Here is a 23,268-nt window from a genome sequence, read left to right as displayed (position 1 = left end):
AAGCCCGTTTCCGCGGGTTGCGGTTCAGCCGAAGGTGTCGGGGTTCGGGCCGATGCGCCCGTCCGGCCTGTCGAGGCTGGCGATGGCCCGGCGATCCTCCTCGCCGAGAGCGAAATCGAACACGCCGATGTTCTCGGCGATGCGGGCCGGCGTCGCCGTCTTCGGGATCGCGACGAGACCGGTCTCGAGGTGCCAGCGCAGCACGATCTGCGCCGGTGTGCGGCGATGCGCGCCTGCGATGCGGGTGAGGACGGGGTCGGCGAGTTCCTTGCCCTGCCCGAGCGGGCTCCAGGATTCGGTCACGATGCCGTGCGCCTCGTGGAAGGCGCGCAGCTCCGCCTGCTGGAAACGTGGGTGAAGCTCGATCTGGTTGATTGCGGGCACGATCCCGGTCTCGCCGATGATCCGTTCGAGCTGGGCCACCGTGAAATTCGAGACGCCGATCGAGAGGGCGCGCCCCTCCTCGCGCAGCGCGGCAAGCGCTCGCCACGTCTCCAGGTAGAGGTTCCGCTCCGGGCAGGGCCAGTGGATCAGGTAGAGGTCCACATGCTCCAGCCCGAGCCGGGTGAGGCTCTCGTCGAAGGCGCGCCGCGCCGCGTCACGGCCCTGGCTGTCGTTCCAGAGCTTCGTCGTGACGAACAGATCCTCCCGCCCGACCCCGGCCTCCCGGATCGCCTGCCCGACGCCGCGCTCGTTCCCGTAGATGGCGGCGGTATCGATGGAGCGGTAGCCGGCGCCGATGGCGCGGCCGATGATGTCGGGGGCGTCCGCCTCGGGGAGCTGATAGACGCCGAACCCGAGTTGCGGCATGGCGCGGCCGTCGTTGAGGCGAAGGGTCGGCACGGAAACGGGCATCGGGCACTCCGTCGACGCCGCGGCCTGCGCGACGGTTCGCCGGGCGTCGCAGGGAGCGTGACGCCGGCATCGATGGGGCCACAGGTGGCGCCGCGAGCCCCCATGTCCAGGGCGGCGCTCGACCGCATCTCGCACAGTCCCCTCAAGCAGTGCCAAGCTCTACTGTCTTTCACTGCATTGCGACGGTTATCGCCGTGTACTTGGAAGCAGCCACTTCGCGCGTAGGGTCGCGCGCGCGGATTTCGAGCAACGATCTGCGCATCAATCGAGCCTGCGCGGTAACCTATGTTGAGGCGACGCTTGTGCGGGCCGGCAAGATCGGGATTCAAGCGTGCGGATCTTCTTCCGGACGCGTCTGCCTGGTCGATCGGAGAACGATGCCTGCCGCCAAGGAACAGGATGCGATCGCGCTTCTCCCCGCCTCTCTGACCGCCGCGATCCGGGTCCATCTCGGGAACCTCTTGAAGAAGGCCTACGCGGACGTGACGGCCGCCGCGCCTCCCGACCGCATCGGCGAGTTGCTCGCCCGGCTGCAGCACGCGCTCGCGGAGACGGACGACCGGAATGCGCGCGCCTTCCGCAACGGGCTCGTCGACGCGCTGCCGAGCCTGCAGAGCTTCGCCGTCTCGCTCACCCGCAATCCGACCCGCGCCGACGATCTCGTGCAGGACACCGTGATGCGCGCGTGGCGCAGCCGGGAGCGGTTCGAGCCGGGCACGAATCTCGGCGCGTGGCTCTTCACCATCATGCGCAACGCCTTCTACAGCGAGCACCGGCGGCAGGCTCGCGAGGTGTCCGACAGCGAGGGCGATCTCGCCGCCCGGGTCGCCACGGTGCCGAGCCAGACCGGCCATCTCGACCTGCAGGATGCCCGCGCCGCCCTCGACCGCCTCCCCGCCCCGATGCGCGAGGCCCTGATCCTCGTGACGATCGAGGATCTGACCTACGAGGAGGCCGCCGCGGTGATGAATTGCCGCGTCGGGACCGTGAAGAGCCGTGTCTGGCGGGCGCGCGACCAGCTCGCGCTCCTGCTCGGCTACACGGCCGAGGAGATCGGCGCCGATCGCATCACGCTCTCCGCCCTCGGCGGCCCGGTGGTCAGCGCCGAGATGTGAGGCCCGCATAGGCCTGCCCGCGCGCAATCGGCGCAGCCCGGCCGGTGGGCCGGCCCGGATCGATCTCCGCCGAGCCCGCGTTGTCCGAGCTTCGTAGCGAAGCTGTCGCGGGCTTGGGCATCGTGCGCATGGGCAACTCGGACAAGGACATCTCGGGCAACGGCGGTCCGGGCAAGAGCAGTCTGGACAGGAGCGCGACCGACCGGCCGTCGGACCTCACTCGCAGGGCGATGATGGAGGGCTGCGTCGCCGCGGCCGCCTTCGGGGCCGCGGGCTTTCCCGTCCGTCCCGCCGACGCGGCGCCGAGCCCGGGCGATCCGGCTCCCGAGACGATGCCGGTCCGCCTGACGATCAACGGCACGCCGCGCGATCTCGTCCTCGACACCCGCACGACGCTCCTCGACGCGCTGCGCGAGCATCTCGACCTGAACGGAACGAAGAAGGGCTGCGATCACGGCCAGTGCGGCGCCTGCACGGTGCTCGTCGACGGGCGCCGCATCAATGCCTGCCTGTCGCTCGCCGCGATGCACGAGGGCGACGCGATCACGACGATCGAGGGCTTGGCGAACGGGGACGAGCTGCACCCGCTCCAGGCCGCCTTCCTGCACCGGGACGGGTACCAGTGCGGCTATTGCACCCCAGGCCAGATCTGCTCGGCGGCGGGGATGCTCGCCGAGGTCGAGGCCGGCTGGCCGAGCCACGTCACGGAGGATCTCACCGAACCGGTCGCCCTGACGGATGCGGAGATCCGGGAGCGGATGAGCGGCAATCTCTGCCGCTGCAGCGCCTACCCGAACATCGTCGCGGCGATCCGCGACGCCGCCGGCACGAAGCTCTGAGGGGCGCGCGATGAAGGCTTTCCGCTACGAGCGCCCGGCGAGCATCGAGGAGGCGGCCCGGCTCGCCGCCGACCGCCCGAATGCCCGCTTCATCGCGGGCGGCACGAACCTGCTCGACCTGATGAAATTGCAGGTCGAGACGCCCGCGACGTTGATCGACGTGAACCGGCTGCCGCTCGGCCGTGTGGAGGCCACGCCGGACGGCGGTCTGCGCATCGGCGCGCTCGTGCGCAACGCCGATCTCGCGGCGCATCCGCGCGTCAGGAGCGAGTACGCGGTGCTCTCGAAGGCGCTGCTGGCCGGTGCCTCGGGGCAGTTGCGCAACAAGGCGACGACCGCCGGAAACCTGCTCCAGCGCACCCGCTGCTATTATTTCTACGACACGACGAAACCCTGCAACAAGCGCGAGCCGGGCTCCGGCTGCGCGGCGATCGGTGGCTTCAACCGCATCCACGCCGTGCTCGGCGCGAGCGAGGCCTGCATCGCCACGAACCCCTCCGACATGAACGTCGCGATGCGCGCCCTCGACGCCGTGGTCGAGACGGTGGCGCCGGACGGCGCCGCGCGAAAGATCCCGATCGCGGATTTCCACCGGCTGCCCGGCGACACGCCCCAGACCGAGACCGACCTCCGGCCCGGCGAGCTGATCACGGCCGTGACGCTTCCGAAGCCGGTCAAGGGCGTGCACCTCTACCGGAAGGTGCGCGACCGCGCCTCCTACGCCTTCGCCGTGGTCTCGGTGGCGGCGATCATCGACAAGGAGGGGGACAAGGTCGGCGCCGCGCGGCTCGCCTTCGGCGGCCTTGCCCACAAGCCCTGGCGGGTCGAGGGCGCGGAGGCGGCCCTCGTCGCCTCGGGCCGTGCCGACGACGCGGCCGACGCGGTGCTCCGGGGCGCCCGCGGCCAGGGCGGCAACGACTTCAAGATCCCGCTCGCGCGGCGGACCCTGCGCGCCGTCGTCGCCGAAGCGACGCGCGCCTGAGCCGAGGGGACAAGCTGTCATGGACATGAGCCAGCCGATCGGGCCGACGCCCCTCGACGCCAAGCCGGACGGCCTCGTCGGCCGCGGCATCGACCGGATCGAGGGCCGCCTCAAGGTGACGGGCGCCGCGCCCTACGCTTACGAGACCCGCGAACTGAAGAACCCGGCCTACGGCATGATCGTCGAGGCCGCCATCGCCAGGGGCCGCATCCGCGCGATCGACCTCACGGCGGCCCGCCGGGCGCCGGGCGTCATCCACGTGATGACGCACGAGAACGCCCCACCCCAGGGCAAGAAGAAGGAGCAGGTCGGCCCCGTGCTGAAGGGGCCGGAGATCGTCCATTTCGGCCAGCCGATCGCCTTCGTCGTCGCCGAGACCTTCGAGCAGGCCCGGGCCGCGGCGGCGCTCGTCCGCGTCGATTACGAGCGCGCGGAGGGCCGGTTCGACCTGCGCGCGGCGATGCCCGCGGCGATCGTCCCGAAGCAGGTCGCGAGCCCGCCCGATTCCAGCCTCGGCGATTTCGAGGGCGCCTTCGCGGCGGCGGCGGTCAAGCTCGACGTCGAGTACACGACCCCCGTGCAGACCCACGCGATGATGGAGCCGCACGCGACGATCGCCGGGTGGGACGGGGACCGCGTCACCCTCTACACGGCGAACCAGATGCTGAACCGGGGGCAGGTCTCGTTGGCCTCGGTGCTCGACCTGCCGGTCGAGAACGTGCGCCTCGTGAGCCGATACATCGGCGGCGGCTTCGGCGCGAAGCTGCAGCCGCAGGCGGATGCCGTCTTCGCCGCCCTCGCCTCCCGCGTCATCGGCCGGCCCGTCAAGGTGGCGCTGACCCGGCAGCAGGAATTCCACGGCTCGACCCGGCGCAGCGACACGATTCAGCGGGTCCGCCTCGGCAGCGATGCCGAGGGGCGGTTGAGCGCGATCGCCCACGAATCCTGGTCGGACACGACCTCGGGGGACGATTTCTACGAGACTTCGGCCAACGTCACGCGCTCCCTCTACGCGGCGCCGAACCGGCTCACCCGCCACCGGCTCGCGCATCTCGACCTGCCGCTCTCCTCCGCCATGCGCGCGCCCGGCGAGGCGGTCGGCCAGCTCGCCTTCGAGTGCGCGATGGATGAACTCGCCGAGCGGCTCGGGCTCGACCCGATCGAGTTGCGCGTGCGCAACGAGCCCTCCGAGGACCCCGAGAAGAAGGTGCCCTTCTCCACCCGCCAGCTCGTGCCCTGCATGCGCGAGGGCGCCCGCCTGTTCGGCTGGGAGAAGCGCGCCGCGCCGGGATCGATCCGGGACGGGCAATGGCTCGTCGGCCTCGGCATGTCGGCGGCCGCACGCCTCAACCCGCTGCAGCCTTCCTCCGCGAGCCTGCGCCTGGAGCGGGACGGCAGTTTCACCGTCCGCATGGCGATGACCGACATCGGGACCGGCACCTACACGATCCTGGCTCAGATCGCGGGCGAGATGATGGGCGTGCCCGTCGACCGCGTGCGAGTCGAGCTCGGCGACACGCTCTTCCCGAAGGCGGCGGGCTCCGGCGGTTCGTGGGGCGCCGCCAGCGCCGGCTCGGCCCTCTACGTCGCCTGTGACGACCTGCGCCGCCGCCTCGCGGAGAAAGCCGGGCTCGACCCGGCGGCCGCCGCATTCGCGGACGGGCGGATCAGCGGGGGCGGTCCCTCGGTGGCGCTGGCCGACCTCGCCGGAGAGGGCATCGAGGTGACGGGCGAGATCAAGCCGGGCGACCTCAACAAACGCTTCTCGCAATATTCCTACGGCGCCCATTTCGCCGAGGTCGGCGTCGACATCGATACGGGCGAGGTGCGCCTGCGCCGGATGCTCGGCGTCTTCACCGGCGGCCGGATCCTCAACGCCAAGACCGCCCGCTCGCAGGCGATCGGGGGCATGATCTTTGGCGTCGGCGCCGCCCTGACCGAGGAGGTGGCGATCGATGGCCGCTTCGGCACCTTCGTCAACCACGACCTCGCCGAGTACCACGTGCCGGTCCACGCGGACATTCCGGCGATCGATGCGGTCTTCCTGCCCGAACTCGACGACAAGGCGAACCCCCTCAAGAGCAAGGGGCTCGGCGAGCTCGGCATCTGCGGTGCGGGCGCGTCTATCGCGAATGCCGTCCACAATGCCACCGGCATCCGCATCCGCGACTATCCCCTCACCCTCGACAAGGTGCTGCGGGGGCTGGAGGAGCGGGACGGCGGCGCGCAACTCCGCCGGACCTGACCGGCGGCGTTCGGATTGACGGGCGCCCGGTCCGGAGGGATCACGGGGCGGCAACGCTCCGCCCGGATCCGCCCGTGACAGATTCCACCCGCCCGCCCGAGCGCTTCAACGCCGCGCGCTACTGCCTCGCGGAAAACACGCGCCTGCGGCCGGACAAGACCGCCCTGGTCATGGTGGGGGACGCGGGCACCGAGAGCCTGACCTTCGCGGAGGCCGACCGGGCCGTGCGCGGCATCGCGGCGGGCCTCCTCGGCCTCGGGCTGGAGCCCGGCGCGCGCGTGATGATCCGCATGGGCAACGAGGCGGACTACGTCCTCGTCTATTTCGGCGCCCTGGCCGCCGGCCTCGTCGCCCTGCCCTCCTCCCCGCTTCTCACCCCCGGCGAGGCCGGCTTCCTGATGGAGAATTCGGGTGCCGCGCTCGTCGTGGCCGGCGCCGACTGCCCCGTCGACGCGGGAAGCCTCGGCGGCCGCCTGCTCCTCGATGCCGGCTCGATCGCCGCGATGAAGGCGGGCCCGCCCCTGCCGGACTACGCGGACACGGGCGCGGACGATCCCGCGACCCTCGTCTACACCTCCGGCACCACCAGCCGTCCCAAGGGCGTTCTGCACGCTCACCGCGCCGTCTACGGGCGCCGCCCGATGCACCCGCACTGGCTCGGCCTGACCGAATCCGACGTGATGCTGCACGCGGGCACGATGAACTGGACCTACACGCTCGGCGTCGGCATCACCGATCCCTGGGCCGTGGGCGCCACCACCGTCCTCTACAACGGCCCGCGCGACCCGGCGATCTGGCCGGGCCTCATCGCGCGGCACCGGGCGACGCTGTTCGCGGCCGTGCCGAGCCTCTACCGGCAGATCCTGAAATACGCCGACCTCGCCGCCTGCGATCTCTCGAGCCTGCGCCACGGCGTGACCGCGGGCGAGGCCCTGCCGCCGGACCTGCTCGACGCCTGGGAGCGGGCGACCGGCAAGCCGCTCTACGAGGCCCTCGGCATGAGCGAGATCTCGACCTACGTGTCGAGCGGCCCGACCATCCCCGTGCGCCCCGGCTCGCCCGGCCGCCCGCAGCCCGGGCGCCGCGTCGCCATCCTCCCCGTCGAGGGCGAGCCGGTCCCGCTGCCGGCCGGCGAGACCGGTCTCCTCGCCATCCACCGCTCCGAACCGGGCCTGATGCTCGGCTACTGGAACCGGCCGGAGGAGGAAGCGGCCGTTCTGCGCGGCGAGTGGTTCGCGGGCGGCGACCTCGCGCGCCTCGATCCGGACGGATATCTCTGGTTCGAGGGCCGCAACGACGACCTGATGAACGCGATGGGCTACCGCGTCTCGCCGAACGAGGTGGAGGGCGTGCTGGCCGAGCATCCCGACGTGGCCGAGGTCGGCGTCGCCGAATTGGCGGTGCGCGCGGACGTGCGCGTCATCGGCGCCTTCGTAGTCCTGAACGCGGACGCCGCGGCCGATGCGGAGGCGCTGCTCGCTTGGTGCCGCGCGCGGCTGGCCGCCTACAAATGCCCGCGCGAGATCCGCTTCCTCGAAACGCTGCCGCGCACCGCCAACGGCAAGGTCCAGCGCAAGCGCCTTGCCGAGGCGGCGGCGGGCGTGTGAGACCGCCGACGCCCGTCGCCCGCTCCCGAGCCCGCGCCGCAGAGGCCGCGGCAAAGCGGGTTGACCGGCCGAACGCGAAATTCTAGAGCCAGAGCCGTGGAGACGTGGCCGAGCGGCTGAAGGCACTCGTTTGCTAAATGAGCATACCCAGAAATGGGTATCGAGGGTTCGAATCCCTCCGTCTCCGCCACCTGAGTCCGTGAGCCCCTGCCGCGGCCGCCTCCTCCCGCATCCATGATGACGAACCCGACACGGGCGCTGACGGCTGCCGCGCATCGGCGTGGCGCTGACCGGCGGACCGGCCGCTCGTGGCTGACGAGCCCGTGCGAAATCCGGCCGTGTGTCTCGTCGGATCAAGCGGCCCTTGGCGGCGAGCCCTAGTGTCGGAATGGCGCAGGTGTCGAAGCTGAGCCCATCCCGGGGCCGCCCGAACCGGCGGGCTGGTCGCGCCTCATCTCGACACGTCCCCTTCCGGCGAGGAGATGGTCTCATGAAAACGCTGCTCATCGCATCCGTCGCCTTCGGCGCCCTGATCCTCACCAGCGTCGTGGCCGACGCGCGCGGCTTCCGGGGAGGCGGCGGCGGGTTCCGGGGCGGCGGGGGGTTCCACGGGGCCGGCATGCGGGGCGGTGGATTCCGGGGCGGCGGGTTCCGCGGCGGCATGGCCGGCGGTTATCGCGGTGGCATGGCCGGGGGCTATCGTGGTGGCTATCGCGGCGGCGTGGCGGGCGGTTACCGCGGCGGATACGCCCGGGTCGGCCGCTACGGTGGTTACGGCTACCGTCCCTACGGATACGGCCTGGGCGCGGCGGCGGTCGGTGCGGCTGCGGTCGCCGGTTACGGCGCGACCTACGGCGGCTGCGGCCCCTACAGCTACTACGACTCCTATGCCGGGACCTGCCGCCCCTACTGAGCGGCGTCCGGGTGCGCCGGATCTGGGCGCACCCCTCCCCCGGGCGGACAGCCCCGAACCGTTCGCGACCCGCCCGGCCGTTCCCACGGGGGGCCTTGCCCGAAGGCTCGCGAGGTCGCACGCCATGATCCCGAGACTCGCATTCCTTCCGATCGCCGCTTCCTGCCTGATCGTGCCGGCGCTGGCGCAGACGAACGGCGCCCTGCGCCCGCCGGCGGCGCTCATTCACGGCAATTATTGCGGCATGGGCAACAACGCGCCGTTGCTGCCCGTCGACGCGCTCGATCTCGCCTGTGCCCGGCACGACGCCTGCACCCCGAGCGGCGGCCTGCCCTCGCGGGCCTGCAACATGCGCCTGCAGCGGGAGGCCGATGTCATCTCGCGCGACCCGAGGCAGCCGGACGACCTGCGTGCGCTGGCGGGCTTCATCTCCGCAGGGGCCGCGATGCTGCCCTTCGACGCCGGCTCTCCCGTGGTCGTCACCCGCCTGCCGCTGCCTGCGCCGTTCGAGGTGCCGCCGGGCATCCGGTATCGGCCGGCCTCGAGCGCCTATTAGCGCACCGCCGGGCGGTGCGCATGTCGCGAGGATGATCGCGCGCGAGCCCCGACGCTGCCCTGCCGGTGCGTCGGCAACCTTCCGCGACCCGAGGGAGGTCGAAGCACGAACGGGGCAGGCGGGCCGGCCGAAGCAGGGAGGCAGGAATGTCCGCAAGCGGGATGGCGGGGGCACTCGATCTGAGGCAGCGGGCCTTCGTGCGGGAGGCATTCTGCGCGCTCGTCGAGGGCGAGGATCGGTCGGTCGCCGCCGGTCTCGGCGGTGCGTGCGGAGAGCGGGCCCTGCTGATGATCTGCGACGCCCTTGCCGATGACCCGAACGTCATGCCCCGCCGCGCGGTCCGGGCGATCAACGGCTTCGTCGATGCCGACCGGCAGGTCGCCTTCGGGTCGTCCTACGGCCAGGGCGCCCGGGTGCTGCGGGACGAGACGCTGCGATGGACGAGCGGCTTCGAGAGGGCGCGGAGCCGCTTCCTGCAGAGCCTGTAGAGAGGCTTGCGCCCTTCGATCCGCCAGGGATGCCGGGGGTCACGGCGGCGCGGCGCCGGGCAGTTGAAGGCTTACATGGATGACGGAGCCTTCGCGCCTTCGCCTCAGCGGCAGGTCGCATCTCTCGAAGAGCTTCAGCATGGGAGCGTTGTCGGGCAGGACCTCGGCGATCAGCTCGCCGAGCCCGCGCCTTCGCGCGATCGCGATCACGTGCCGCATCAGCACCGCGCCGACGCCCCGCCCCTGGAACGCGTCGATGACGGTGAAGGCGACCTCGGCCTGACCGGGCCGGGTCACCACGTAGCGGCCGCCGCCGGCGATCCTGGCCTCGCCCGCTTCGTCGGCCACCGCGACCAGCGCGACCTGGTTCTCGAAATCGACGTTGAGGAAGACGGCGACCTCCGTGTCGCTGAAGTGGCGCCTCGCGCCGAAGAAGCGCCGGTAGAGCGACTGCTCGCTGGCATGGTCGATGGCCCAGAGGAGCCCATCCCGATCCTCCGGCCTCAGGGCGCGGATCTCCAGCAATCCCCCGTCGCGGAGGCGTTCGAGGGCCGAGTAATGCGCGAGGTCGTCCATGGCAGCGCGGCTCTCCGGACCCATCGAGACCGGCGTGGGGCTTCCGGCACCGGCGCCGGAACCCACCGGCAGTTGAATCTCAGAGCGGCGGCATCGCCCGGATCGCCGCACGCGTCCCGCTCATGCTGAGGTCGTTGCCGACCTGCCGAAGACGGGGCACGGGCACGCCGACCTCGCCCCCGCCGAGCCAGCGCCGACGCAGCACCACGGCGACGAGGGTGTTGCCGTCCGCGGAGACGCGGACCTCCCGCACGCGGCCGACGACCAGCCCCTCGTCGGCGTAGAGCCAGCGCCCGCGCAGGGTCGGCATCAGCGAGGCGGCGCTCATCTGCATCATCGAATCCGCCCGGTTCACGAGCGGCGTCGGAGCCGCCTGGCCGAGCGCGGCGCCGCTGAGCGTCACGGCGGCGGCGACGCCGGCCGCGCGGAAGACAGGCTTGCGCATCTCACGCTCCCGCACCGCGCCCCGCCGCCCGGGCCGAGGGGGATAGGCCCGAGCGGGCCATCCGTTCGGCGCATCGCCTTCGCATGGCGATCCTTCCGGCGGGGTGCGAGGACCGATGGTTGACGGGCAAGGATGCTGCCGCAAATCGAGTCGATTGCCGTCAACATCCGGCGCTGCCTTTTGTTTGTACGCACGCGACCGAGTGATATTCGGCGTATTCCGAAGTACCGGCCGCCCATGACTGCGGCTCGACCTCGTCTCTGCTTCGAGACATCCGGGCGCGAAGAGGCGCGTCCTGCCGGTACGATCCTGACAACGTGACGCCGCAGATCGGCGGATGGGCCTCCCGTCCCGTTCGATCAAGCCCGTCCAGTCCGAACGCGGCAGACTGAGCCTCGATCGCCAGCGCGGAGCCGCGCGATGCGACCGGGTCCGCCCGCGCGGCGGGGCCGGCCTCGATCGCCCGCGACGCGGGGCGCGCCGGCGAGAGGTCCTTCCTCGACATCCCAGGAGAGACCACCGTGCCGACCTCGACGCTCAAGCGGCCCCCGGCCGAGGCCCGCGGCCACGAGAAGTACGAGCGCCTGATCGCCGCCGCACAGGCGCTGCCCCGGCTGAAAGTGGCGGTCGTGCATCCCTGCGACGAGGCCGCGCTCGGCGCCGCGCTCGAAGCCGCCGCCCTCGCCATCGCGGAGCCGATCCTGGTCGGGCCGCGGGCGAAGATCGCGGCGGCCGCGGCGGCGCTCGGCGCCGATATCGGCGCGCTGCGCCTCTGCGAGGCCCCGCACAGCCACGCGGCCGCCGAGGCCGCCGTCGCCCTCGTGCGGGCCGGAGAGGCCGAGGCGCTGATGAAGGGCAGCCTGCACACGGACGAGTTGATGGGGGCCGTGGTGGCCCGGGATGCGGGCCTGCGGACCGCGCGGCGCCTCAGCCACTGCTTCGTCATGGACGTGCCGGGCCACCCGACGCCGCTGATCGTCACGGACGCCGCCGTCAACATCGCGCCGTCCCTCGAGGACAAGCGCGACATCGTGCAGAACGCCATCGACCTCGCCCACGCCCTCGGCGTCGGGACCGTGCGGGTCGCCATCCTGTCGGCCATGGAGACCATCAACCCGAAGGTGGTCTCGACGCTCGATGCCGCCGCCCTCTGCAAGATGGCGGACCGGGAGCAGATCACCGGGGCCGTGCTCGACGGGCCGCTCGCCCTCGACAACGCCATCGATCTCGGCGCCGCGCGGATCAAGAAGATCCGCTCGCCCGTCGCGGGCCAAGCGAACGTCCTCGTCGTCCCCGATCTCGCCTCGGGCAACATGCTCGCCAAGAGCCTGACCTTCCTCGCCGGCGCGGACGCGGCCGGCATCGTGCTCGGCGCGCGGGTGCCCATCATCCTGACCAGCCGGGCCGATGCGCGGCTGACCCGCCTCGCCTCCTGCGCGGTCGCCTCCCTCGTCGCCGCGGCCGAGCGCGCGCGGCGGGTCATGCCGGAGGTCTAGGCGATGGTCCCGGTCCTGCTCGTCCTCAATGCCGGCTCGTCGAGCCTGAAGTTCCAGGTCTTCGAGCTCGGCGAGGCCGAGGAGCCGCTGCGCCTCTTCCGGGGCCTGTTCGAGGGCCTGGGCGGGTCCGCGCACCTGCTCATCCGGGACGGGGCCGGGAATGCGGTCGCCGACGACGCCTTCGAGGGTCCCGGGTGGGGCCACGAGGAGGCGCTCCTGCACGTCGCCGCGTGGCTGCGCGCGCACGGCAGCGGCCTCCGGCTCGCTGCCGTCGGGCATCGGGTCGTCCATGGCGGCCTCGCCTACGACGCGCCCGTGCGCGTGGATGCGGAGGTGCTGGAGAACCTGGAGCGCCTCGTGCCCCTCGCTCCGCTCCATCAGCCGCACAATCTCGAGCCGATCCGCATCCTCAGGCAGCGCTTCCCCGACCTGCCGCAGATCGCCTGTTTCGACACGGCCTTCCACCGCGGCCAGCCGGAGATCGCGCAGCTCTTCGCCCTGCCGCATGCGATGACCGAGAAGGGCGTGCGCCGCTACGGCTTCCACGGCCTGTCCTACGCCTACATCGCCTCGGTGCTCGCGGCCTACGACCCCGCCCTCGCCTCTTCCCGCGTGGTGGTGGCCCATCTCGGCAACGGCGCCAGCCTCTGCGCCCTCGATCGCGGCCGGAGCGTCGCGACCACGATGGGCTTCTCCGCCCTGGACGGCCTGCCGATGGGCACCCGCTGCGGCGCCCTCGATGCGGGGGTGGTGTTCTACATGCTGCGCGAGATGGGGCTCACGCCCGACGAGGCGGAGCAGGTGCTCTACACGCAGTCCGGGCTCCGCGGGGTCTCCGGGCTGTCGAACGACATGCGCAGGCTGCGCTCGCTGGCGGGCGCCGACCCCGATGCGCGGCGCGCGATCGACCTGTTCGTCTACCGGATCGGGCGGGAACTCGGCTCCCTGACGGCGGCGCTCGGCGGCCTCGACGCCGTCGTCTTCACCGGCGGCATCGGCGAGAACGACGCCGCCACCCGCGCCGAGGTCCTGCACGGCGCGGCCTGGGCCGGATTCGCCCTCGACGAGGCCGCCAACGCGGCGGGCGGCCCGCGCCTGACGCGGGGGGCAGGACCGGCGGCCTGGGGCATTCCGACGGACGAGGAATCGATGATCGCGCGCGGCACCCGCGACGCGCTGGATCATGCCCGGCGCCAGCCGGCCCTGTGAGCGAAGGGAGCCCGAGATGGAAGCGCTGAAGACGAAGCCGGCCGAGCACGAACTCGGGGACGAGACCTTCATGTCCGCCGCCGAACTCGGCGCCTACACGGCCCAGTTGAAGGCCGCGAAGGTCATGAAGGACATGCAGGCCCAGGACCGTGCCGGCAAGGCGCGGACCGAACTGATCAAGGCCCTGTCCGAGCCCGTCGAGGTCACGCCCGAGAAGGTGCACGACATCACGAAGTCGCTGCTGCACAAGCTGCGCATCGCCGCCGAGCAGGGCAAGAACGAGCTCCTCGTGATGCGCTTCCCGAACGTGATGTGCAGCGACGCGGGGCGGGCCATCAACAACTCGGAGGCGGAGTGGCCCCAGACCCTGACGGGCCGGCCACGCCAAGCCTTCGAGTTCTGGCAGGACCGCCTGCGGCCCGCCGGCTACGGCCTGAAGGCGATGATCGTCGACTGGCCGGACGGCATGCCGGGCGATGTCGGCTTCTTCCTCACCTGGGAAGGCCGCCGCCAATGAATCCTCACGGTTCGGGACGGCAACCATGACCGATGCCCAGACGATCCCATCCGCCCCGGCAGCCGCGGGCGCCGCGCCGCCGTCGCTCGCCGCGATCCAGACCCGCGTCGCGGAGGTCTACCGCGACCGCTGCGCATCGGCGGCCGAGACCTATCTCGACGCGCTCGGCGCGGCGAACCGCGCTTGGCTCGATGCGGCGCGGCCGCTCCACGCCGATGCAGGCCTGGAGCGACGCCGCCGGCTACTGGAGCGACTTCACCCAGCGCTCGCTCCTGTTCTGGGACACGCTCCGGCAGCGCGGCAACAATTGGCTGGAGCACGAGAAGGCGGGCAAGCCCCCGCTCCTCGCCTTCGATTACGAGATGGTGGCGGATGCGCGGACCTTCGCGCGGCCGGTGAATTACGCGCTCGTGCGGATCAAGGCCCCGCCCGGCACGCGGACCGACCCCGACAAGCGCCCCTACGTCATCATCGATCCCCGCGCCGGCCACGGCCCCGGCATCGGCGGCTTCAAGGCGGACTCCGAGGTAGGCGTATCCCTCAAGGCGGGACACCCGGTCTACGTGGTGATCTTCTTTCCCGACCCGGTCGAGGGGCAGACGCTCTCCGACGTCGCGCAGGCGGAGGCCGAGTTCCTGCGCATCGTCCGCACGCGCCATCGGACCCGCGGCAAGCCGGTCATCGTCGGCAATTGCCAGGGCGGCTGGGCCGCGATGCTGGTCGGCGCCCTCGATCCGGATTGCGCCGGCCCCATCGTGGTGAACGGCGCCCCGATGTCCTACTGGGCCGGCAACGACGCCGAGAACCCGATGCGCTACGCGGGCGGCATGCTCGGCGGAAGCTGGACGGCGCTGCTCGCGAGCGACCTCGGAGGGGGCACCTTCGACGGGGCCTACCTCGTCGAGAATTTCGAGGCCCTGAACCCGGCCAACACCTATTTCGGCAAGAGCTACAATCTCTTCGCGAAGATCGACACCGAGCCCGAGCGCTACCTGGAATTCGAGCGCTGGTGGGGCGGGTACTTCCTGATGAACCGGGACGAGATCCGCTGGATCGTCGACAACCTGTTCGTCGGCAACAAGCTGGCCGGCGGCGACGCGGAATGGTCGGCGGGCCACGCGTTCGACCTGCGGGCCATCCGCTCGCCGATCATCCTGTTCGCCTCGCTCGGGGACAACATCACCCCGCCGCAGCAGGCCTTCAACTGGGTCGCGGATCTCTATCCGACGACCGAGGCGCTGAAGGAGAACGGGCAGGTCATCGTCGGCCTGATGCACCGGAGCATCGGCCATCTCGGCATCTTCGTCTCGGCGAGCGTGGCGCGGAAGGAGCACGCGCAGATCGTCGACCTGCTCGAATACATCGAGCACCTGCCCCCCGGCCTCTACGGGATGAAGGTCGAGGAGCAGCGCACGAACGGCGCGAGCCGCTACGACGTGGTCCTGACCGAGCACCGGGTCGAGGATCTGCAGACGCTCCAGAAATACGCCCGCAAGGACGAGGTCCCCTTCGGCGCGGTGGAGAAGGTCTCGGAGTTCAACGCCTCGCTCTACGAAACCTTCGTCCATCCGGTGCTCGGCGCGCTCGTGCCGCGGGACGCGGCTCCCCTCGCCCGGGCCTGGCACCCGCTCCGGGCGCGCCGCTGGGCGCTCTCGGACCTGAACCCCTGGCTCGCGCCCGTGAAGGGGTGGGCCGACATCGCCCGGGCCCATCGCACGCCGCGCGACGAGGCCGGCCCGAGCGTCGCGGCCGAGCGGCTTGTCGCGGCCGAGGTCACCGCCTCCTGGGATCTCTACCGGCAATTGCGCGACGCCGCGGTCGAGAACCTGTTCTACAATCTCTACGCCCCGATGAGCGTCTCGGCCCTGGCGCAACCGGCCGCCGCCAAGCCCGAGGCGCAGCCCGGCCGCGACACGCCCTTCGTCCGCGAGGCCCTGGACCGGATCGAGGCGGGCGGCTTCACCGAGGCCGCGGTCCGCGCGGCCCTGCTGGCCGCCCGGCAGGGCGGGCACGAGCGCCGGCTCTCGACCTTCAAGCGCATGCGCGAGCTCGTCGGACACGATGTCGGCCTGCTCGACCTGCCGGCCGGCGAGGCGAGCCAGGTCGTGCGGCTGCAGGCTTGCATCGTCGAGCACGCGCCCGAGCGCGCGCTTGAGACGCTGCCGAGGCTCCTCCGGACGGACGAGGAGCGGGGGCGCCTGCTCCGGCTGCTGGAGCGGCTGATGGGCAATATCGACCTCGAGCCGGAGCAGCGGGCGCTGATGCCGGCCTTCCGGCGCCTCCTGGCAGCGGACGCGGTGCCGGAGCTGATGCCGGCGGCCGTGGCAGCACGGTCGCCCCGACGCCAGGCCGGCCACGGCAAGTCGCAGAGGGCTCAGAGATGACGCAGATCCCCGACGGCCACGCCCTCGCCGGCAAGCGCGCCCTCGTCCTCGGCGTCGCCAACGCGCACTCGATCGCCTACGGCTGCGCCCGGGTGTTCCGCCGGCTCGGCGCGGACATCGCCCTGACCTACCTGAACGAGAAGGCGAGGCCCTACGTCGAGCCGCTGGCGCGCGAGCTCGAAGCGCCGCTCTTCCTGCCCTGCGACGTCCAGCGGGAGGGCGATCTCGAGGGCGTGTTCCGACAGATCTCCGAGCGCTGGGGCGGGCTCGACATCGCCCTGCACTCGATCGCCTTCGCGCCCCGGGACGATCTGCAGGGGCGGCTCGTCGACAGCTCGTCCGAGGGCTTAAAGGTGGCGATGGACGTCTCCTGCCACTCCTTCATCCGCATGGCGCGGCTCGCCGCCCCGCTGATGCCGGAGGGCGGCACGCTCCTGACCATGAGCTATCACGGCGCCAACAAGGTCGTGCCGAACTACAACCTGATGGGACCGGTCAAGGCGGCCCTGGAGAGCGCGGTCCGCTATCTCGCCTACGAACTCGGCAAGCAGGAGATCCGCGTCCACGCGGTCTCGCCCGGCCCCCTCAAGACCCGGGCGGCCTCCGGCCTGAAGGATTTCGACCTGCTCCTGACGGAGGCGGTGCAGCGCGCACCCATCGGCGAGCTCGTCGACATCGACGATGTCGGCCTCACCGCCGCCTACCTGACCACGCCCTCCGCCGCCCACCTGACCGGCATGACCGTCTACGTTGATGGCGGCCTCAGCATCATGGCCTGAGGCCTCTCCGCCACCCGAACCCGCAGGGGATTGAGCCATGGCCACGCTCTTCGCCGAGCTCGTATCACCGGGCCGGATCGTCTTCTCGGGGGAGGTCCGGTCCGTCGTGCTGCTGGGCGTCGAGGGCGATATGACGATCCTGCCGGACCACGCCCCGATCCTGACCATGCTGCATCCGGGCATCGTCTTCGCCACCGACGTGACCGGCACGGGACGCCGCGCCTTCGTGAGCGGCGGCTTCGCGGAGATGAGCAACAACCGCCTCACTATCCTGGCCGAACGGGTGCTCCCGATGGAGGAGCTCACCCGCGACCAGCTCGAGGAGGAGATCCTCCACCTGCACACGCAGCGGGACGGGACGATGGACGACGCGATCCGCGCCCAGTTCGACGTCTCGATCGGGCGCCTGGAGGAGTACAAGGCGAGCCTCGATCTCCGGTCCTGATCCGGCCGCAAGCCGGGGCGCGGCCTTCGTCAGTACACCTCCGGGACGAAGCGCCTGTTCCGGAGCGTGTCGTCGTAGGCCTCGTCCTTGGAGCGTTTGGGCAGCGTCACGGGCTCGCGCTTCACCGCCTTGTGCGGGATGAGGTTCAGGAGATGGGCGATGCAGTTGAGGCGCGCCCGCCGCTTATCGTCGGAGCGGACGACGTGCCAGGGCGCCTCGTCGGTGTCGGTGGCCGCGAACATCTCGTCGCGGGCCTTCGAGTAATCGTACCAGCGGCGATAGGATTCGAGATCCATCGGGCTGAGCTTCCATTGCCGCAGGGGATCCTCGATCCGCGCCTCGAAGCGACGCTTCTGCTCCTGCTTGCCGACCTCCAGCCAGAACTTGATGAGCTGGATCCCGCCATCGATCATGAAGTGCTCGACGCGCGGGCAGAGATCGAGGAAGCGCCGGGACTCGGCCTTGCTGCAGAAGCCCATCACGCGCTCGACGCCGGCACGGTTGTACCAGCTGCGGTCGAAGATCACGATCTCGCCGGCGGCCGGGAAATGCTCGATGTAGCGCTGGAGGAACATCTGCGTCTTCTGCCGGTCGGACGGGGCCGGCAGCGCGACGACCCGGAACACGCGCGGGCTGACCCGCTCCGTGATCGCCTTGATCGTGCCGCCCTTGCCGGCGGCGTCCCGCCCCTCGAAGACGACGATGATGCGCGCGCCGTCGCGCTTGACCGCTTCCTGCATGTGGCAGAGCGCGACCTGCAGCTTGCGCAATTCCCGCTCGTAGACCTTCCGCTTCAGCTTGCCCGCGCCTTCGCCCTCGCCCGGATCCGCCTCGGGCCGGTCGGTCAGCATGATCTCACCGGTATCCTGCATCGCCGTGCTCCTTCACGTCCGCCTGGCCGCTCGGCTCATTCGGCCGGGAGGTGTTCCGGGCCGCCCGCCGGCTTCCCGGGTCCGGCCGCCTTCTTCGCGCCCTTGCCGCCCATCACCGCCCAGGCCCGCTCACGCAGGGTCTGGAAGACCACGTAGAGGGGCGGAATCACGAAGATGCCGAGGAAGGAGGCCGCGATCATGCCGCCGAAGACCGGCGTGCCGACGTCGCGCCGCGCGAGCTGCGAGGCGCCGGTCGCGATCACGAGCGGCAGCAGGCCCAGGATGAAGGCGAAGGACGTCATCATGACGGGGCGGAAGCGCAGGCGCGCGCCCTCGGTCGCCGCCTCGCGGACGGGCACGCCCCGCTCCCGCTGCTCCTTGGCGAACTCGACGATCAGGATGCCGTTCTTGGCGGCCAGCCCGATCAGCACCACCATGCCGATCTGCGCGTAGAGGTCGAGGGTCAGCCGGCCCCACACCATCGCCACGAAGGCGCCGAGGATGCCGACCGTGACCGACAGCAGCACCGGCACCGGGATCGTCCAGCTCTCGTAGAGGCCGACGAGGAACAGGAAGGCGAACAGGATCGCGAAGCTGAGGATGATCGCCGTCTTGCCCTCCGCCCGCTTCTCCTGGAAGGCTGTGTCGGTCCACTCGCCGGCAAATCCCGCCGGCAGCGTGCGGGCGGCGACGCTCTCCATCGCGGCGAGCGCCTGACCGGAGGAGACGCCCGGCGCGGGCGAGCCCTGGATCGTGACGGCGCGCAGGTTGTTGTAGCGGATCAGCGCCGGCGGCCCGACCACGATCCGGACCTCGGCGAGGCTGCGCAGCGGCACCATCTGGCCGTCCTTGTTGCGCACGTTGATGCGGTAGATGTCGTCGATCCGCGCCCGGTCGGCCGCATCGGCCTGGACCTGCACCTGTCAGGTCCGGCCGAACAGGTTGATGTCGTTGACGTAGTAGCCGCCAAGCGACGCCTGCAGCGCCTGGAACACGTTGTTCAGGGGCACGCCGAGGATCTGGACCTTGTTGCGGTCGATATCGAGGTAGACCGACGGGTTCGTCGCCGAGAAGGTGCTGAAGACGCGGTTGAGCTTCGGCTCCTCGTTCGCGGCCACGACGAGGCCGCGCAGCACCTGCGCGAGTTCCTTCGCATCGCCGCCCCGCAGGTCCTCGAGCACGTAGGCGAAGCCGCCGCCTGTGCCGAGGCCGATGATCGGCGGCGGCGCGAGCGGCACCACCACGCCGCCCTGGATCTCCCGGAAGCGCTGGCCGAGGCGCGCGATGATCGCCGCGGCCCCGTCCGCGGCCCCCTTGCGCTCCTCGAAGGGCTTCAGGGTCACGACCATGAAGGCGGCGTTGCCCTGCGAGTAATTGTCGATGAAGTTGAGCCCGATCACCGAGGTGTAGTCCGCCACCGCGTGCTCCTGGCGCAGGATCTCCTCGGCGCGGGCCACGATGGCGGAGGTGCGCCCGACCGCGGCGCCCTCGGGCAATTGCACCACGACGAAGAAGGCGCCCTGGTCGTCCTCGGGCAGGAAGCCGGTCGGGGTGATCCGGGCGAGCTGCACCGTCCCGTAGGCCGCCGCGCCGGCCAGCACGAGGCCGATCACCGAGAGGCGCACGATGCGGGCCACGGCCGCGCCGTAGCCGTCCCGGATCCGGTCGATCCCCCGCATCACCCAGCCCATGATGCCCCGCCGCGGGCCGTGATGGGGCCGCAGCAGCACGCCGCACAGGGCCGGCGAGAGCGTCAGCGCGTTGATCGCCGAGAGCAGCATCGAGACCGCGACCGCGACCGCGAATTGCCGGAACAATTCGCCCGAGATGCCCGGCACGAAGGCGACGGGGACGAAGACGGAGAGCAGGACGAGCGTGATGGCGATGATCGGCGCCGTGATCTCGGCCATCGCCTGCTTCGTCGCCTCGCGCGGGGTCAGCTCGGGGTGCTCCTCCATGACGCGCTCGACGTTCTCGACGACGACGATCGCGTCGTCGACGACGATGCCGATCGCGAGAACCAGGGCGAGGAGCGACACCGAGTTCGCCGAGTAGCCGACCGCCTTCAGGACGATGAAGGTCCCGATCAGGCTCACCGGCACGGCCAGCGTCGGGATCAGCGTGGCGCGCAGGCTGCCGAGGAACAGGAACACCACGATCACCACGAGGATGAAGGCCTCGACGAGCGTCTTCTGGACCTCGTGGACGGTCTCCGTGATGAAGCTCGTGGGATCGTAGGTGACCTTCCAGGCGAGCCCCTCGGGGAAGGTCTTGGCGAGCTCGCCGACCCGCCGCTCGACCTCCTTCAGGGTGGTGATCGCGTTCGCGCCCGGCGATTGGTAGATCGCGATCACGGTCGCCGGGCTGCCGTTCAGCCGCGTCTCGCGGTCGAGATTCGCCGCGCCGAGCTCGATCTGGGCGACGTCGCCGAGGCGCAGCACCGAGCCGTCCGGGTTCGTGCGCAGGACGATGTTGCGGAACTGGTCGGCCGAGGCGAGGCGCCCCTGCGTCTGGATGCTGAGCTGCAGCTGCTGCTCGTTCGAGATCGGGCGGGCGCCGATCCGCCCGACCGGCGCCTGCACGTTCTGGGCCTGGATCGCGCCGATCACGTCGCCGGTGGTCAGGTTGAGCCCGGTGAGCTGGTCCGTGCGCACCCAGGCCCGCATGGCGTAATCCTGCGGCCCCCAGAGCGTGGCGTCGCCGACGCCCGGCGTGCTCTTGATCCGGTCGAGCAGGTTGATCGTGACGTAGTTCGAGATGAAGAGCGGGTCCTGGGTCGCCTTCGGCGAGTAGACCGCCAGCACGCCGAGCAGGGCCGAGGACTTCTTCTTCACCGTGACGCCCTGCTTGCGGACGTCCTCGGGGAGCTTGGCGAGGGCGATCTGGACCCGGTTGTTGACGTTGACGGCGTTGATGTCCGGATCCGTGCCGAGCTCGAACGAGCCCGTGAGCGTGTAGCTGCCGTCGTTGCCGCTGACGCTCTTCATGTAGATCATCTTGTCGACGCCCACGACCTGGGACTCGATCGGCTGCGCAACGGTCGATTCGACCACGTCCGCGGCGGCGCCCGGATAGGTGGTCGTCACGGAGACCTGCGGGGGCACGATGTCCGGGTACTGCGCGACCGGGATCGTCACGAGCGCCAGCAGGCCCGCGATCGAGGTCACGATCGCGATGACGATCGCGAGGCGCGGCCGGTCGACGAAGATGGCGGAGAGCATGGGCTCAGGTCCTGCTCGCGGAGGGGCCGATCGGGCTCGCCCGAACGGGGATCCCGGGCCGCACCCGCTGCAGGCCGTCGACGATGACGAGCTCGCCGCCGGAGAGGCCCTCCTCGATGACCACGTCCGCCCCGGTGCCGCCCTGGCCCGGCTTGACCCGCTTCGTGACCGCCCGCCCGTCCTCCACGGCGAAGACGTAGACGCCGCCCTGGTCGGCGATGAGGGCCGCCTGCGGGATGACGACCTTCTGCTCGGGCGCCCCGATCTGGAGGGCGACCCGGACGAGCTGCCCGTCCCGCAGGGCGCCGGCCGGGTTCGGCATGACGGCGCGGACCACGACGGTGTCGGTCGCGCGGTCGACGCTGATGTTCACGAAGTCGAGGCGGCCGACCTGGCCGTAATCCGAGCCGTCCTGGAACCGGATCCTCACCCCGACCTTGCTGCGGTCGGGCCGGTCGGCGCCCTGCTGGTAGCGCAGGAATTCCCGCTGGCTCACGGGGAAGGTGACGTACATCGGATCCTGGCTGACGATCGAGGTCAGCACGCCGCTGTCGGGGCCGACGACGTTGCCCTTGGTGACGCTCGTGCGGCCGATCCGGCCCGTGATCGGGGCGAGGATCCGCGTGTAGCCGAGGTTGATCTGGGCGGTCTGGAGATTCGCCTCGTCCCCGGTGACCGCGCCCTTGGCCTGGTCGAGGGCGGCGCGGGCTTGGTCGCGGGCCACGACCGTCCCGGAATTCCGGTCGAGGAGTTCCTGCGCCCGGTGCAGCTGGATCTCGGCCAGCGTCTGGGCGGCCCTGCTGCGCTCCAGGGCACCCTCCGCCTGCTTGACGGCGGCCACGAACAGGTCCGGCTCGATGCGGTACAGGTCCGCCCCGTCCTTCACCGGCTCGCCCTCCCGGAACAGGACGGCGTCGAGGAACCCGGTGACCCGCGCGCGCACCTCGACCCGGCCGATCGCCTCGACGCGCCCGACGAAGTCGAGCGCCTGATCGATGGCCCTGCGCTCGGCGGCGACCGTCCCGACCGGCAGCGCGGCCGCCGGGTCCGGCTCGGCCCGCGCGGCCGAGACGAGACCGCCGGCCAATCCCAGAGCGCACAGGAGAAGGGAGAATCGGGCCATGATCGTCCCTCGCTTCGCCGCGCCTCGGATGCCCGCGCGGACGCCCGATCTTCGCAGTTCCGGCCGGCGCCGGCTTGATCGGAGGGGACAGGACGAGGGCATTTTCCGGGAACCGCGGATCCGGGAAATCACTCCAACCCCTTGATGAAAGCCCGTTTCTTCGCGCGAACCGGGCTCCACACCGCTCGGAGACCCGCTCGCCCGACACTGCGCGAGCAAAACCGCGCGTGCCCTGCTCCGGACGCCGGACGCCGGACGCCGTCGACGCGGCGCCGCTGGGGCGCGAGGACGCAACTCTAAATAATGATCACCCTCTATCCACAATCGATAATATCGGCAAGGGATTATAGCGGGCAGCGAGTGGATCTACAGGCTTGATCGCCAGGATCAGACATGTTGATCCGCACTCAATACGGTATATGCTGACGCGCTATGCTGCTTTAGAGCGATTGCGGGATCGACCGCGTAGGCCCCGCAGATAAGAGGCCCCGCGGCAAGCAGGCGACACGGGGGATGATCATGCCAAACCTGTTCGTGCGGCCCTGACCGCGCGCGCTCGATGCGCGTGACCGGAACGACATTCCATTTCCATCAGAACAAC

The 23,268-nt window shown here is 71.0% G+C and carries 18 protein-coding genes, 1 tRNA gene and 2 pseudogenes; 15 read left to right on the top strand and 6 right to left on the bottom strand.

The genetic code is table 11. From position 1 onward, the window contains the following. Positions 1-24: 24 nt before the first annotated feature. On the bottom strand, positions 25-855 hold the full coding sequence (locus tag J2X36_RS04390) for an aldo/keto reductase (RefSeq protein ID WP_310346670.1): 831 nt from the start codon (positions 853-855) through the stop codon (positions 25-27). 377 nt (positions 856-1,232) lie between these two features. Here J2X36_RS04390 and J2X36_RS04385 point away from each other — a divergent pair, with 377 nt between their 5' ends. The 9 genes from J2X36_RS04385 to J2X36_RS04345 all read left to right on the top strand — a co-directional run bounded on the left by J2X36_RS04385 (position 1,233) and on the right by J2X36_RS04345 (position 9,600). Next, positions 1,233-1,970 (top strand): sigma-70 family RNA polymerase sigma factor, encoded by a 738-nt coding sequence (locus J2X36_RS04385; RefSeq protein WP_310346667.1) that lies wholly within the window; start codon positions 1,233-1,235, stop codon positions 1,968-1,970. Between the two features lie 230 nt (positions 1,971-2,200). Beyond that, positions 2,201-2,809: a 2Fe-2S iron-sulfur cluster-binding protein gene (locus J2X36_RS04380; protein ID WP_310347180.1), complete on the top strand. Its 609-nt coding sequence runs from the start codon at positions 2,201-2,203 to the stop codon at positions 2,807-2,809. Between the two features lie 10 nt (positions 2,810-2,819). Then, complete coding sequence (locus J2X36_RS04375) at positions 2,820-3,791, top strand: xanthine dehydrogenase family protein subunit M (RefSeq protein ID WP_310346664.1); 972 nt, start codon at positions 2,820-2,822, stop codon at positions 3,789-3,791. 19 nt (positions 3,792-3,810) lie between these two features. Further along, entirely contained in the window at positions 3,811-6,036 is a 2,226-nt protein-coding gene (locus tag J2X36_RS04370; RefSeq protein WP_310346661.1) for a xanthine dehydrogenase family protein molybdopterin-binding subunit, read from the top strand. Positions 6,037-6,110: 74 nt separating this feature from the next. Continuing rightward, on the top strand, positions 6,111-7,643 hold the full coding sequence (locus J2X36_RS04365; protein WP_310346658.1) for an AMP-binding protein: 1,533 nt from the start codon (positions 6,111-6,113) through the stop codon (positions 7,641-7,643). A gap of 98 nt (positions 7,644-7,741) precedes the next feature. Further along, positions 7,742-7,833 (top strand) — tRNA-Ser (locus J2X36_RS04360). A 300-nt stretch (positions 7,834-8,133) separates the two neighbouring features. Next, positions 8,134-8,556, top strand: a complete 423-nt coding sequence (locus J2X36_RS04355; RefSeq protein ID WP_310346655.1) for a hypothetical protein — start codon at positions 8,134-8,136, stop codon at positions 8,554-8,556. Between the two features lie 124 nt (positions 8,557-8,680). After that, positions 8,681-9,112: a hypothetical protein gene (locus tag J2X36_RS04350; RefSeq protein WP_310346653.1), complete on the top strand. Its 432-nt coding sequence runs from the start codon at positions 8,681-8,683 to the stop codon at positions 9,110-9,112. Positions 9,113-9,258: 146 nt separating this feature from the next. After that, complete coding sequence (locus J2X36_RS04345) at positions 9,259-9,600, top strand: hypothetical protein (protein WP_310346650.1); 342 nt, start codon at positions 9,259-9,261, stop codon at positions 9,598-9,600. 39 nt (positions 9,601-9,639) lie between these two features. On the opposite strand, the gene J2X36_RS04340 is transcribed toward J2X36_RS04345, so the two are convergent. Continuing rightward, positions 9,640-10,176, bottom strand: coding sequence for a GNAT family N-acetyltransferase (locus J2X36_RS04340; protein ID WP_310346648.1), 537 nt, complete (start codon positions 10,174-10,176; stop codon positions 9,640-9,642). 79 nt (positions 10,177-10,255) lie between these two features. Continuing rightward, on the bottom strand, positions 10,256-10,621 hold the full coding sequence (locus J2X36_RS04335) for a PRC-barrel domain containing protein (protein ID WP_310346645.1): 366 nt from the start codon (positions 10,619-10,621) through the stop codon (positions 10,256-10,258). A gap of 521 nt (positions 10,622-11,142) precedes the next feature. On the opposite strand from J2X36_RS04335, the gene J2X36_RS04330 reads away from it, so the two are divergent. The 6 genes and pseudogenes from J2X36_RS04330 to atpC all read left to right on the top strand — a co-directional run bounded on the left by J2X36_RS04330 (position 11,143) and on the right by atpC (position 17,451). Continuing rightward, positions 11,143-12,117, top strand: a complete 975-nt coding sequence (locus tag J2X36_RS04330) for a phosphate acetyltransferase (RefSeq protein WP_132249275.1) — start codon at positions 11,143-11,145, stop codon at positions 12,115-12,117. 3 nt (positions 12,118-12,120) lie between these two features. Next, a complete protein-coding gene (locus J2X36_RS04325) occupies positions 12,121-13,326 on the top strand; it encodes an acetate/propionate family kinase (RefSeq protein WP_310346642.1) in 1,206 nt (401 codons plus the stop codon). A 16-nt stretch (positions 13,327-13,342) separates the two neighbouring features. Next, the gene (locus J2X36_RS04320) at positions 13,343-13,843 is read left to right on the top strand and encodes a hypothetical protein (protein ID WP_132249279.1); all 501 of its coding nucleotides are present in this window, start codon (positions 13,343-13,345) and stop codon (positions 13,841-13,843) included. A gap of 25 nt (positions 13,844-13,868) precedes the next feature. Then, positions 13,869-16,227: pseudogene (locus J2X36_RS04315) on the top strand (DUF3141 domain-containing protein). Continuing rightward, positions 16,224-17,006, top strand: a complete 783-nt coding sequence (fabI, locus tag J2X36_RS04310) for an enoyl-ACP reductase FabI (RefSeq protein ID WP_310346638.1) — start codon at positions 16,224-16,226, stop codon at positions 17,004-17,006. Before J2X36_RS04315 ends, fabI begins: the two are co-directional and overlap by 4 nt. Positions 17,007-17,043: 37 nt before the next feature. Next, the gene (gene atpC, locus J2X36_RS04305; protein WP_132249285.1) at positions 17,044-17,451 is read left to right on the top strand and encodes an ATP synthase F1 subunit epsilon; all 408 of its coding nucleotides are present in this window, start codon (positions 17,044-17,046) and stop codon (positions 17,449-17,451) included. 29 nt (positions 17,452-17,480) lie between these two features. Here atpC and ppk2 read toward each other — a convergent pair whose 3' ends face one another. From ppk2 to J2X36_RS04290, 3 genes and pseudogenes are all read right to left on the bottom strand, one after another. Next, positions 17,481-18,302 carry a polyphosphate kinase 2 gene (ppk2, locus tag J2X36_RS04300; protein ID WP_405029729.1) on the bottom strand — a complete coding sequence of 274 codons (822 nt, stop codon included), beginning with the start codon at positions 18,300-18,302 and terminating at the stop codon, positions 17,481-17,483. A gap of 56 nt (positions 18,303-18,358) precedes the next feature. After that, a pseudogene (locus tag J2X36_RS04295) lies at positions 18,359-21,544 on the bottom strand (efflux RND transporter permease subunit). A 4-nt stretch (positions 21,545-21,548) separates the two neighbouring features. Continuing rightward, complete coding sequence (locus J2X36_RS04290; protein ID WP_310346633.1) at positions 21,549-22,667, bottom strand: efflux RND transporter periplasmic adaptor subunit; 1,119 nt, start codon at positions 22,665-22,667, stop codon at positions 21,549-21,551. Between the last annotated feature and the right edge of the window lie 601 nt (positions 22,668-23,268).

It is taken from the genome of Methylobacterium sp. BE186 (genome assembly GCF_031457035.1).
In the GTDB taxonomy this organism is placed as follows: Bacteria; Pseudomonadota; Alphaproteobacteria; order Rhizobiales; family Beijerinckiaceae; genus Methylobacterium; species Methylobacterium segetis.
Note: the sequence above shows the minus strand (reverse complement) of the source record. Positions and strands in the feature narration are given on the sequence as shown.